The organism is Plantactinospora sp. BB1 (assembly GCF_003030385.1).
GTDB lineage: Bacteria > Actinomycetota > Actinomycetes > Mycobacteriales > Micromonosporaceae > Plantactinospora.
This window is the reverse complement of the sequence record NZ_CP028159.1, coordinates 2,590,985-2,602,475: the sequence shown is the minus strand read 5'-3', so window position 1 is coordinate 2,602,475 and position 11,491 is coordinate 2,590,985. Positions and strand designations below refer to the sequence as shown.

At 74.4% G+C, this 11,491-nt stretch carries 11 protein-coding genes; 10 read left to right on the top strand and 1 reads right to left on the bottom strand.

Going from position 1 to position 11,491, the window contains the following annotated elements; genetic code table 11:
- The 3 genes from C6W10_RS11220 to C6W10_RS11210 all read left to right on the top strand — a co-directional run bounded on the left by C6W10_RS11220 (window position 1) and on the right by C6W10_RS11210 (window position 2,027).
- Window positions 1-384 carry a DUF742 domain-containing protein gene (locus C6W10_RS11220; RefSeq protein ID WP_304598537.1) on the top strand — a complete coding sequence of 128 codons (384 nt, stop codon included), beginning with the start codon at window positions 1-3 and terminating at the stop codon, window positions 382-384.
- A gap of 70 nt (window positions 385-454) precedes the next feature.
- Window positions 455-1,186, top strand: a complete 732-nt coding sequence (locus tag C6W10_RS11215; RefSeq protein WP_159079323.1) for a cellulose binding domain-containing protein — start codon at window positions 455-457, stop codon at window positions 1,184-1,186.
- 64 nt (window positions 1,187-1,250) lie between these two features.
- Complete coding sequence (locus C6W10_RS11210) at window positions 1,251-2,027, top strand: ABC transporter permease (RefSeq protein WP_107258008.1); 777 nt, start codon at window positions 1,251-1,253, stop codon at window positions 2,025-2,027.
- 62 nt (window positions 2,028-2,089) lie between these two features.
- Here C6W10_RS11210 and C6W10_RS11205 read toward each other — a convergent pair whose 3' ends face one another.
- On the bottom strand, window positions 2,090-3,712 hold the full coding sequence (locus C6W10_RS11205; protein WP_107258007.1) for an SMI1/KNR4 family protein: 1,623 nt from the start codon (window positions 3,710-3,712) through the stop codon (window positions 2,090-2,092).
- A gap of 256 nt (window positions 3,713-3,968) precedes the next feature.
- Between C6W10_RS11205 and C6W10_RS11200 the strand changes: the two genes are divergently transcribed.
- The 7 genes from C6W10_RS11200 to C6W10_RS11170 all read left to right on the top strand — a co-directional run bounded on the left by C6W10_RS11200 (window position 3,969) and on the right by C6W10_RS11170 (window position 11,468).
- Window positions 3,969-4,163 carry a CsbD family protein gene (locus C6W10_RS11200; RefSeq protein WP_107258006.1) on the top strand — a complete coding sequence of 65 codons (195 nt, stop codon included), beginning with the start codon at window positions 3,969-3,971 and terminating at the stop codon, window positions 4,161-4,163.
- 72 nt (window positions 4,164-4,235) lie between these two features.
- The gene (locus tag C6W10_RS11195; protein ID WP_234361701.1) at window positions 4,236-5,312 is read left to right on the top strand and encodes an iron ABC transporter permease; all 1,077 of its coding nucleotides are present in this window, start codon (window positions 4,236-4,238) and stop codon (window positions 5,310-5,312) included.
- A complete protein-coding gene (locus C6W10_RS11190) occupies window positions 5,309-6,394 on the top strand; it encodes an iron chelate uptake ABC transporter family permease subunit (RefSeq protein ID WP_107258005.1) in 1,086 nt (361 codons plus the stop codon). Before C6W10_RS11195 ends, C6W10_RS11190 begins: the two co-directional genes overlap by 4 nt.
- Before the next feature lie 69 nt (window positions 6,395-6,463).
- Complete coding sequence (locus C6W10_RS11185) at window positions 6,464-7,309, top strand: ABC transporter ATP-binding protein (RefSeq protein WP_107263855.1); 846 nt, start codon at window positions 6,464-6,466, stop codon at window positions 7,307-7,309.
- A 119-nt stretch (window positions 7,310-7,428) separates the two neighbouring features.
- Window positions 7,429-8,427: an ABC transporter substrate-binding protein gene (locus C6W10_RS11180; protein WP_107258004.1), complete on the top strand. Its 999-nt coding sequence runs from the start codon at window positions 7,429-7,431 to the stop codon at window positions 8,425-8,427.
- Window positions 8,428-8,431: 4 nt separating this feature from the next.
- Entirely contained in the window at window positions 8,432-9,631 is a 1,200-nt protein-coding gene (locus C6W10_RS11175; protein ID WP_107258003.1) for an acetyl-CoA carboxylase biotin carboxylase subunit family protein, read from the top strand.
- Between the two features lie 70 nt (window positions 9,632-9,701).
- Window positions 9,702-11,468 carry an IucA/IucC family protein gene (locus C6W10_RS11170; RefSeq protein ID WP_107258002.1) on the top strand — a complete coding sequence of 589 codons (1,767 nt, stop codon included), beginning with the start codon at window positions 9,702-9,704 and terminating at the stop codon, window positions 11,466-11,468.
- Window positions 11,469-11,491: the final 23 nt, after the last annotated feature.

The following is an 11,491-nucleotide window of genomic DNA, read 5'->3' as shown; positions in this document are numbered from 1 at the left end:
GTGCGCACCGGTGCAGGAGGTCGGCACGACGACGCCTGGTACGACCAGGACGCCGGGCCGGTGGTCCGCCCGTACGCGATGACGCGGGGCAGGACGCAGCCGATCCGGGGACAGTTCGATCTGATCTCGCTGGTGGTGGCCCGCTGGCCGGTGCCGCAGCGCGCCGAGCTGACGCCGGAACAGTCGGAGATCCTCACCAGTTGCCGCCGGCCGCTCTCGGTCGCGGAGATCGCCGCCGCGCTCGACCTGCCGGTCGGCACCGTACGGGTGCTGCTCGGCGATCTGCTGGACGCGGGTCTGATCGACACCCACGAGCCACCTGTGCTGGACGCGCCCTCGGAGGATCTGCTGGAGGCTGTGCTCGCCGGGCTGCGGGCGCTCTGACCCGCTCGGCCCAGGTCTGACGGGCGGGGGCGGCACGGCGTCGCCACCCGTGCAGCGAAAGGGAAGTCACGTGCGCAAAGTTCGACAACGTCCGGCGCGTACCCTGCCGGTCGCCGTCCTCGACGTGCTGCTCGCCGGGGTGGCGGCGCTGCGCGCCCTGGTCCGCCGGATGGCCCGGCTGCTGCCGGTGGGCCGGGGCGACCGGGTGACGGTGAGCCTGATCGTCGCCGCGGCGCTGGTCGCGGTCATCGGCACCGGGTTCTTCGTCGTCGCGCTGCTCCGGACGCCGGACCGGTTCGCGCCGCTGGGTGTGGCGCCGCCGCCGTCGGCCGAGATCGAGGTGGACCCGGACGGGACGGACGGCGCCAGCGGCAGCGCGACCCCGCCCGCGTCCTCGCCGCTGCCGCCCGCACCGACTCCGCCCCGGGCCGAGCCCCGGAGCAGGCCGGAGCGGTCCGCCTCCCCTTCTCCGACGCCCCCGCCGGTGCTGGCCGCCCGCTACGCCACCGAGGACGTCACGCTGCTCAACTACACCGCCTCGGTGACCATCACCAATCCCGGTCCCGGTCCGGCCAGCGGCTGGCGGCTGGTCATCACCCTGCCCCGGGCGACCCAGTCCGTCGGCGCGGTGGACGGCGCCGAGGCCAGCCGCGAGGGCGCGACCTGGACCTTCGTCCCGGACCGGGCGACGAATCGGGTACCGGCACGCGGCTCGGTGCAGGTGCGTTTCCGGGTCGACGGTGCGCTGATCGACGGCGAGCCGACGGCCTGCACGATCAACAACCGCCCCTGCCAGGCGTAGTACCGCCACCCGACGCCCCGGCCACCCGGATGCGACGGTCCGCCCCGGTGGCCACAATCCGGGGATGGATCAGACTTCGATCGAGATCGGGCCGGTCTTCTTCGCCGTCCTGGCGGCGCTCGCACTGCTCGGCGCCGGGGTCGTCGGCTGGGCCCGGCTCGGTCCGGGCCGGTCGGTACTGACCGCCTCCGGTCGGGCCGCGATCCAGCTCGCGGCGGTCTCCGCGATCATCGTGCTGGTCCTGCGCTTCTGGTGGTCGACGCTGCTCTTCGTCCTCGTGATGTACGTGGTCGCGGCCGGCACCTCCGCCCGCCGGGTCACCGGTGGACGCACCGGCTGGCTCACCCTCCTTCCCATCGGGCTCGGCGTCGCCCCGGCGTTGACCCTGCTCGTCGGCACCGGTGCCGTCCCGCCGACCCCGCTGGCCGTACTGCCGACGGCCGGGATCCTGATCGGGGGCGCGATGACCGCGACCAGTCTGGCCGGCCGGCGCGCCCTGGACGAGTTGCGCACCCGGCACGGCGAGTACGAGGCGGCGCTCGCCCTCGGCTTCACCGACCGGGACGCCGCGCTGGAGGTCTGCCGTACCTCGGCCGGCCAGGCCCTGGTGCCGGCCCTCGACCAGACCCGTACGGTCGGCCTCGTCACGCTCCCCGGCGCGTTCGTCGGGGTACTGCTCGGCGGTGCCGGGCCGGTGCAGGCGGGTGCCACCCAACTGCTCATCCTGGTCGCGCTGCTCGCCGTGGAGGCAGTCGCCATCGCCGGGACCGTCGAACTGGTGGCCCGGCACCTGCTGACCGCCGCACCGCAGCCGAACGGCTCCGACCCGACCCGCCCCTGACTGCCGTCGGCCGCTCTCCGATGCCGCTGCACGGATCGGCGGAAGCGCCGCCCGGCCGGGCGCTATCCGATCGTCCAGTCGAGCCGGCCCTCGGCGTCGACGGTCGGGCGGTAGCGCCCGGCGTACGGCTCACCGGTCTCCAGTGATCTCGCCACGCCGGCCAGCAGTTCGGTGACCGACGCCGGCCAGCGGTCGAAGCCGGTGCCGTCCTCGGGATAGAACTCGCCGACCCGGCCGTGCCCGCCCGGCCGCTGGTCGACCAGCAGGCTCCCGCCGTCGCCGGCCGACGCGAACGGTACGAAGGACGGGTGCCACCAGTCGTCGTCCATCGGCATGTCGCTGCGGACCTTGCAGTTCACCGCCCAGTCGGCGGCGATCTGGTCGAGCGAGAGCGGTCGGTAGAAGGGTGGCAGGTCGAAGTCGTTCGCCCCGTCGTGCCGGCGCAGCGAGGCGACCAGGTCGGCGGGGAACGGGACCGACATCCGGGTCTGGAGCGCGGAGATCCGGGCCGACGCGGCGGGCGGGCGCAGGCTCGCCCGGCTGCGCGGGGCGTGCCGGGCCAGCCAGCGTTCGATGCGGAGCCAGGCGGCGTCGACCCGGGCCGTGGTCGCCGCGTCCGGCACGGTCGCGGCCACCGGGCTGGCGTTGTGCGAGCAGACGCCGATGGACGGCGACCGGGTCGGGGTCGGGATCGAGGTCTGCACCGGCATCCGGAGCCGGGCGCTCGGCACCGGGTCGTCCGGCACGTCCCGCCGCTCGGTGATCCGGTATTCGCTGACGACCGCCGGACCGGTCGGTGCGATCAGGGTCAGACCGCAGAGCAGCAGGAGCGAGGCCAGGAAGGTCAGGAGCAGGGCGATCAGCACCCGCTTGCCGCTGAAGGTCCGGCGGGCGGGCACCCGGACCGCCCCGTGACCCGCCGGTCCCGCCACGACGGGGTTCGGCCTCCCCCGCTCGTCCCCCGGAACGGCCGCGCCTCCCGCATCGGTGACGGCCGCCCCGTCACCCGCCGACTCCGCCGGGTCGTCGACCGGCGCGGGGACCGGTGCGGCCTGCGGTGCCGGCGGGGCGGTGGTCCGGACCGGGCGACGGGTGGCGTGCAGCAGCGGGTCGAGCCAGCCCGGGGCCGCCGTCCGGAACGCCTCTGGCCGGTCGGCCGCGTCCGCCGGGATCCGGCCGGCCAGGCCGATCGGCAGCCCGGCGAGTTGGTCACCGTCGCCGACCGCGACGACCGTACCGGTGAGGTCGCGTCCGGCGAGCACGTCGAGGGCCAGCGTGGCGTGGTTGACCGCACCGGGTCCGGGGTCGACGACGAGCACCACCGGAGCGCCGAGCGCCCAGGCCAGGTCCGCGAGGGTCCAGCCGGCACGACCCAGCGGTACGGCGAGACCGGGTGCCCCGGTCACCAGGACCAGCCCGTGGGTACGGGAGAGCGCCCGGACGACCCCGACGAGGTCGTCCACCCCGATCGGGTCGGCGGCACCGGCGCGCACTTCCAGACAACTGGCGAGGCTGTCGGGCAACGGTATGGGCGGGGCACCGGAGGCGTCGGAAGCGCCGTGGACGATCCGCAGTACCGCCGGTCGTGCCGTCGACGCCGCGCAGAGGGCGGCCGTGACCACGGCCCAACTCGGGCTCGACGAGGTCGTGGCGACCACCCAGGGTCCACCGTCCGGCCAGGACATCGACGCCTCCCCAGGTCGCCCGCAGCCTATCGAAACCGCCCGGTACGCGGAGACCCCGCGCGTCGGCCGGAAGCCCGTCTGGCCGGAAGCGCGTCGGGCCGGAAGCGCGTCGGGCCGGAAGCCCGTCCGGGCCGGAAGCGCGTCGGGCCGGAAACTGCTCGCCGCGCCGCCGTGCCCTGTTTCGGCCGGGACACCGCCGGGCATTTATAGGCCGGCGAGGTGCGGAGAGCAGCTCGGCGAGAAACTGGAGGACACGATGGGCATGGGAGACAAGATCCGGCACAAGATCGAGGAAGTCGCCGGAGCGGCCAAGGAGAAGACCGGCGAGGCGACCGACAACGACCGGCTGCGTGCCGAGGGCGCCACCGAGCAGACCGAGGCGAACGTCAAGCAGGCCGGTGACCACGTGGTCGACGCCGCGCGGGACACCCGGGACGCGTTCCGGCCCTGATTTCCACCCGGGTCCGTCATGCTGCCGGCAGCCCCGCTGAGCTGCTGGTTAGGCGTGGCTTATCTTACTTAGGTGCCCCTAACCCTCCGCGTCCCGGCAGCACCGGGCGAGGCGCCACCGCGACCAGCCCGGAGTACGGCCGGTCGGCGTACCGGGTTGGTGCTGGTGCTGCTCGCCGTGGTCGCGCTGACCTGCCTGGCGAGCGTGCTGATCGGTTCCAAGCACGTACCGCCGGGCGAGGCGTTGCGGGCGCTGACCGGCGACCGGAGCGGGGACGCGCTGCTCGTCGCGGAACTGCGCTTCCCGCGTACGCTGCTCGGCCTGCTGGTCGGGATCGCGCTCGGGGTGGCCGGCACGCTGGCCCAGGAACTCACCCGCAATCCGCTCGGCGATCCCGGGCTGCTCGGCATCTCGGCCGGGGCCGCGCTGGCGGTGGCGACCAGCATCGGCGTCTTCGGCCTGACCTCGCCCTACCAGTACGTCTGGTTCGCCTTCCTCGGTGCCGCCCTGGCCGGCGCCCTCGTCTACGCCATCGGCGGTGCGGCCCGGGCGTCGGCGAGCCGGGGCGGCACCTCCCCGGTCAAGCTCGCCCTCGCCGGCGCGGCGGTCACCGCGCTGCTGATGAGCCTCACCAACGCGCTGGTGCTGCTGGACGTGCGCACGCTGGACCAGTACCGGTTCTGGGCGGTCGGTTCGCTCGCCGGCCGGGACGGCGACCTGGCCGGCCAACTGAGCCCGTTCGTCCTGGCCGGGCTGCTGCTGGTGGCGTTCATCACGCCGAGGCTGAACGCGCTCGCCCTCGGCGACGACCTCGCCGGTTCGCTCGGGGTGCGGGTCGGCACCACCCGGCTGCTCGGCGCGGTCGGGGTGATCCTGTTGACCGGCGCGGCGGTGGCCGCCGCCGGCCCGGTCACCTTCGTCGGGCTGGTCGTGCCGCACCTCGTGCGCACCTTCACCGGTCCGGACCTGCGCTGGCTGCTGCCCGGATCGGCGCTGGCCGGCGCGGCGCTGCTGCTCGGCGCCGACACCCTCGGCCGGCTGCTGGACCATCCCGGCGAGGTGCAGGCCGGGGTGGTGACCGCGATGATCGGCGCCCCCTTCCTGATCATGCTGGTGAAGCGCGGCAGGTTCCGGGAGCAGACCCGATGAGCCTCCGCAGCCTCCGCCTCCCCCGGCGGGGCCGGGTCGGCTGGGAGCTGGCCGGGCTCGGTGGGATCGTCCGTCCCCGGGTGCTCGGGGTGCTGCTGGTGGTGCTGGCGCTCGCCGCCGCCGGGCTGGTCGCCTCGGTCTCGGTCGGCGAGTTCCCGATTCCGGTCGGTGACGTCGTCGCCGCCCTCACCGGCACCGGCGGCGCGGACGCGATGCTGATCGTGCGCGAGCTTCGGCTGCCCCGGGCGCTGACCGCGCTGCTGGTCGGCTGCGCGTTCGGGCTGGCCGGCGCGCTGATGCAGGCGGTCACCCGCAACCCGCTGGCCAGCCCGGACCTGATCGGCGTGACCGCGGGGGCGAGCACTGGCGGGGTGGCGGCGGTGCTGATCGGCGGGGTGACCTCGGCCGGTGCCGGCTCGTACGTCAGTGTCCCGTTCGGCGCGCTGCTCGGTGCGCTGGTCGCGGCGAGCATCAGCTACGGGATGGCGTTCCGGGACGGGACCATCACCGGGTTCCGGTTCGTACTGGTCGGCCTCGGCGTGCAGGGGGCGCTCACCGCGCTGACGAGCTGGCTGCTGGCCCGGGCCGACATCGACGAGGCGTCCCGGGCGATGGTGTGGTTGACCGGCTCGCTGAACGGGCGCGGCTTCGAGCACGCCTGGTGGATCGGGCTGGCCCTGCTCGCGGTCGTGCCGGTGGTGCTGGGACTGGTCCGGCCGTACCAGTTGCTCCAGTACGGCGACGACACGGCGCGGGCGCTGGGCCTGCCGGTGGACCGGGCCCGGATCGTACTGCTGCTCGCCTCGGTGGTGCTGGCGGCGGTGGCGACGGCGGCGGCCGGCCCGATCGGTTTCGTCGCGCTCGCCTCGCCGCAGATCGCCCGCCGGCTCACCGGCACCGCGAACCTGCCACTGCTGGCCAGCGGCTGCGTCGGCGCCGCCCTGCTGCTCCTCGCCGACCTGGCGGCCCGGCTGGTACTCGCACCGATCGAGCTGCCGGTCGGCGTCGTCACCGGTGCGGTCGGGGCGCCGTACCTGATGTGGTTGCTGGCCCGGGCGAACCGGGTCGGCCGGGCCGGTTGAGTGACCGGCGGGGACGGCCCCGGCCGGCGGCGGCGACCGGCGAGGCTCGACGATCATGTGGAGGACGAGATGACCGCGCTGCTCGGCAGCGACCTTCGGCTGGGGTACGGCGACCGGATCGTGGCCGAGAGCCTCGACATCGAGCTGCCGGCCGGCAAGGTCAGCGCGCTGGTCGGGCCGAACGCCTGCGGCAAGTCGACGGCGCTGCGGGCGCTCTCCCGGCTGCTGGCACCGGCGGCCGGGGTGGTCTATCTCGACGGTGACCCGATCGCCAGCCTGTCGAACCGGGACCTCGCCCAGCGGTTGGCGCTGCTGCCGCAGTCGCCGATCGCCCCGGACGGGATCACCGTGCGGGACCTGGTGGCCCGGGGGCGTACCCCGCACCAGCACTGGTGGCGGCAGTGGTCCCGGGCCGACGAGCAGGTCGTCGACGCGGCGCTGGCCGCCACCGGTACCGCCGAGCTGGCCGAGCGGAGCGTGGACGAACTCTCCGGCGGCCAGCGGCAGCGGGTCTGGATCGCGCTGGCGCTGGCCCAGGACACCCCGGTACTGCTGCTGGACGAGCCGACCACCTATCTGGACCTGGCCTACCAGGTGGAGGTGCTGGAGCTGGTCGCCGAGTTGAACCAGCGGGACAGCACCACGGTGGTGATGGTGCTGCACGACCTGAACCAGGCGTGCCGGTACGCCGACCACCTGGTCGCGATGCGGGCCGGCCGGGTCGTCGCGGCCGGCCCGCCGACCGAGGTGGTGACGCCGGAACTGGTCCGGGAGGTGTTCGGCCTCGACTGCCGGATCATCTCCTGCCCGGTGGCCGGTACGCCGATCGTCGTACCGGAGGGTCGTGCACGCCGGATCACCGGCGTGGGAGGCACCGGGCAGCACGGTGACCAGGGGCGACCCGGGACGGCGTGACCGGCCTCGCAGTTTCCCTTCGGCGGTGAGCAAGGCTAACCTAACTGCGAAGTAGGCGAGCCTTACCTTAGTAAAGAGCTTCAGCTACACGCTTTAGTAACAGGAAGAAGGAACACTCCATGCGTCGATTCGCGCGCGGTCGCGGTGCAGCCCTCCGGCTCGCCGCCGGTCTGACCGGGCTGACCCTGGCCGTCGGACTGTCGGCCTGCGGCACCTCGGAGCCGGCGGGCGGGTCCGACACCGGTCAGGGGGCTGCCGCCACCGACGCCGGATTCCCCCGGACCATCACCCACGACAAGGGCAGCACCGAACTCAAGGCCAAGCCGCAGCGGATCGTGGCCCTGGACAACAGCCTGGTGGAGGCGGTCGTCCTGCTCGACCGGCCGCTGGTCGGCGGGATCGCCAGCTATCGCAACCAGAAGACCTTCCCGGACTACCTCGGCGACGCGGTCAAGGACACCAAGGACATCGGCCCGCTGGACAACCCCAACCTCGAACTGATCGCCTCGCTCCGGCCGGACCTGATCGTGTCGGCGACCGTCCGGCACGAGGCGCTCTACGACAAGCTCTCCGCGATCGCGCCCACCGTCTTCGTCAAGACCACCGGCCCGATCTGGAAGGACAACATCACCCTGCTCGGCAAGGCGCTCGGCGAGGAGGCCAAGGCCGCGCAGGAGCTGGCCGCGTACGAGGCGCGGGCCAAGAAGATCGGCGACGAGGTCAACACCAGGGCGAACAACCCCTCCGTCTCGGTCGTCCGGTTCGTGGACGGCCCGACCCGGCTGATGGCAAAGGCGTCGTTCATCGGCATCATCCTGGCCGACGCCGGGTTGAAGCGCCCCGCCTCGCAGAACGAGGAGACCTTCGCCACCGAGATCAGCGAGGAGCAGATCGAGCTGGCCGACGCGGACCACATCTTCGTCACCACCTACAGCGGCGGCGAGAGCTATCGGGACAGGTTCCAGGCCAACCCGCTGTGGAACCGGCTCGCCGGGGTGCAGGCCAAGCACGTGTACGAGGTCAAGGACGAACTCTGGATGACCTCGGTCTCGGTCCAGGGCGCCCACTTCGTCCTCGACGACATCGCGCAGACCTTCCAGGTCGACCCCGCGAAGTAACGCCGTGCGGCTCTACCTGACCGCGCTCAACCCGACCGACTCGGTACTCGACGGCTTCCTGCCGGCGGCCGCCCGGCTCGGGCTGCCGGTGACGGTCCTGACCGACCAGCCCGCCGCCTGGCCGACGAGTACCGAGCGGCGGTCCGGGGCGGAGGTGGTCGGCGCGGACGTCCGCGACGTGCGGGGCGTACTCGACGCGGTGCACCGGGGCGAGCCGCCGGTCGCGCTGCTCTCCAACAGCGACCACCTACAGACCCCCACCGCGCTCGCCGCCGCATACCTCGGACTGCCCGGCAAGGACTGGCGGGCGACGTTGCGGAGCAAGGACAAGCGGCTGACCCGGCGTACCGTCGCCGACGCGTGCCTGGACCGGGTGGCCGCGGTGGCGCTCGGCCCGCAGGACGCTGCGGAGCGGGCCGCGACCGTGCCCTTCCCGGCGGTGGTGAAGCCCCGGGAGGGTGTGGCCAGCGAGGACGTCTACCTGGTCGACGGTCTGCCCGAGCTGCGCCGCCGGGTCGCCGAGATCCGCGCCCGCCGCCCCGGCCAGGACCTGCTGGTCGAGGAATACCTGACCGGCGACCTGTACACCCTGGAGACCCTCGGCGACGGCACCCGCACCGCCGTGCTCGGCGGCTGGCGGACCAGCCTCGGGCCGCCGCCGACCTTCACCGAGGAGGCCGTCGACTGGGCCCCGGACCTGCCGGCGCCGGTACTGGCCCAGGTGCTCGCCCAACTCGACGCGCTCGGCGTCGGCTTTGGCGCCTGCCACACCGAGTTCGTCGTCGCCGACGGCCGGGCCCGGCTGGTCGAGGTCAACTACCGGCTGATCGGCGACCGGGTCGACCTGGTGATGGCCGAACTGCTCGACCTGCCGCTCTTCGCGTACGTCATCCGGCTGCACGCCGGTGACCCGCTGCCGGCGCTGCCCGACCCGGTGACGCTGGACCGGTACGCCCGGGTGGAGTGGGTCTGCGCCGACCGCTCCGGGCGCCTGGTCGCCGCGCCGGGCCCGGTGGACGCGACCGGGCCGGCCGGGGTCCTGCTCGGCTGCCGTCCACTCCGGACCGTCGGGACGACCGCGCCGCTGACCGGCACGAACCGGGACTACCTGGCCGCGCTGCACGCGATCGGCCCCGATCCGGAGTCGGTGCGCGAGGCGCTGCGTGACTTCCGGGCGGCCCACCGTTGGAAGATCGAAGCATGACCACGCGACGGCGATCGGAACAACGGGCCGCACCCGGCGGCGGCGCCCACCGGCTCTCCCGGGCGGTGCGGTGACCGGGGCCGGCGCCGACGCCGCCGAGCGGCAGCTCTTCCAGCGGGTACTGGACGCGCTGCTCCGGGAGGACCACCTCGGCCTGACCGGCAACGGGTACCGCAGCGGGCACTGGTGGCTGACCCGGATCCCCGGCGCCCGGCTGCGGCTCCCGGTCCGACCCGACGGCTTCCAGCACGACCTGCGCACCGCCCGCCCCGAACTCGTGGCACTCCCCGACGCCGAGCCGACAGGGGTCGCGGCGCTGCCCGACGCCGAGCCGCCGCAGACCGTGGCGCTGCCCGACGGTGAGCCGGCCACGGGGTGGGTGGTGCGGCGCCTCGACGAGTTGCTGGATCTTCTCGCCCCGGTGGACGATCCGGACGCCGAGGCGGGCTGGGAGGCGTTCCGGGCCGAATGCCGGGACGATCTCGTCGCCCGCCGGCTCGCCGCCGAGACCCGCTCCCGGGTGCACGCCGATCTGCTCGCCGCCCGCGCCGTGACCCCGGACGGGATGGCCGGGGCGCTGCTCGACGACGTACTGGCGGCCCGGACCGATCATCCCGTCTATCCGACCAGCCGGGCCCGGATCGGCCTGGACCGCGGCGCCCTGCTCGGGTACGCCCCGGAGCACGCCCCGACCTTCGCGCTGCGCTGGCTGCCGGTGACCCGCGCCGAGCTGACCCTCAGCGGCACGCTGCCGCACTGGTGGCCGCCGTCCGGTGAGCCGGAGACCGTACTGCTGCCGGTGCATCCGGTCACCGCCGACCGGCTCCAGTTGCCGGTCCGCGCCGACGTGCCCGAGGTGCTCGTCCGGCCGACCCTGTCGACCCGGACGGTGGCGCTGCTCGCCGACCCGTACACGCATCTGAAGTTGCCGCTGGCCACGGCGACGCTCGGGGCCCGGAACATCCGTACCATCGCACCGGGCACCCTGGTCGACGGCGCGGAACTGCACCGGCTGCTGGCCCGGATCGCCGCCGCCGAGCCGGCGTTCGCCGGCCGGATCCTGCACGCCGACGAGGGCTGCTACGGCCATGCCGGCGACCCGGTCCGGTCCTTCCTGGTCCGCCGCTTCCCGACCGCCGAGCTGGCCGGGCGGGTCGCGGTACCGGCCGCCGCGCTGGCCGCCGAGGACCCGGCCGGCGGTACGGTCGCGCAGCGGGTGGGTGGGCCGGACCCGCGCCCGCTGCTGGAGTCCTATCTGGACCTGTTGGTCGACTGGCACGTCTTCCTGTGGCTGCGGCACGGCATCGCGCTGGAGGCGCACCAGCAGAACATCCACCTCGTCCTCGACCCGCCCGGTGCCGCCGTCCAGGGCAGCCCCGGCCTCCGGCTGCTCTACAAGGACAACGACGGCGCCCGGCTGGCCCGGCGCGCCGGGCCCGGGCTGCGGGACGAGCGGATGTGGGTGGCGGATCCCGGCGAGCTGGCCGACGTCTTCACCACGATCACCCTGCACCTGGCCGCGACCGCGCCGCTGCGCTCCCTGGCCGAGCGGGGCGTGCCGGTGCCGGCTCCCGGCCCGGCGCTGCGGCACCGGCTGCGCGCCGCCCGGGACCGCTGGACCGCCGCCCCGGCCCGCACGCCCCCGGACGGCCCGGCCGGCTGGGACACCGCCGCCGCCGGGCGGCTGCTCACCGAGCGCGTCCTGACCGCCGACCGGCTGCCGGTCAAGGCGATGCTCACCGCCGGAACGCTGCTGCCGAAGCAGCGCACCGGCTGTGCCGACATCAACAAGTACTACCTGCGTACCGGCCCCAACTACCTGCGGTCCGATCGGTGACCGCGGTCGGGCGCGGGCCGCGT

Excerpts from the sequence above, each read along its gene's own strand:
- C6W10_RS11190 (WP_107258005.1), top strand. The coding sequence starts at position 5,309 with ATGAGCCTCCGCAGCCTCCGCCTCCCCCGGCGGGGCCGGGTCGGCTGG.
- C6W10_RS11180 (WP_107258004.1), top strand. The coding sequence starts at position 7,429 with ATGCGTCGATTCGCGCGCGGTCGCGGTGCAGCCCTCCGGCTCGCCGCC.
- C6W10_RS11210 (WP_107258008.1), top strand. The coding sequence starts at position 1,251 with ATGGATCAGACTTCGATCGAGATCGGGCCGGTCTTCTTCGCCGTCCTG.
- C6W10_RS11205 (WP_107258007.1), bottom strand. The coding sequence starts at position 3,712 with ATGTCCTGGCCGGACGGTGGACCCTGGGTGGTCGCCACGACCTCGTCG.
- C6W10_RS11200 (WP_107258006.1), top strand. The coding sequence starts at position 3,969 with ATGGGCATGGGAGACAAGATCCGGCACAAGATCGAGGAAGTCGCCGGA.
- C6W10_RS11185 (WP_107263855.1), top strand. The coding sequence starts at position 6,464 with ATGACCGCGCTGCTCGGCAGCGACCTTCGGCTGGGGTACGGCGACCGG.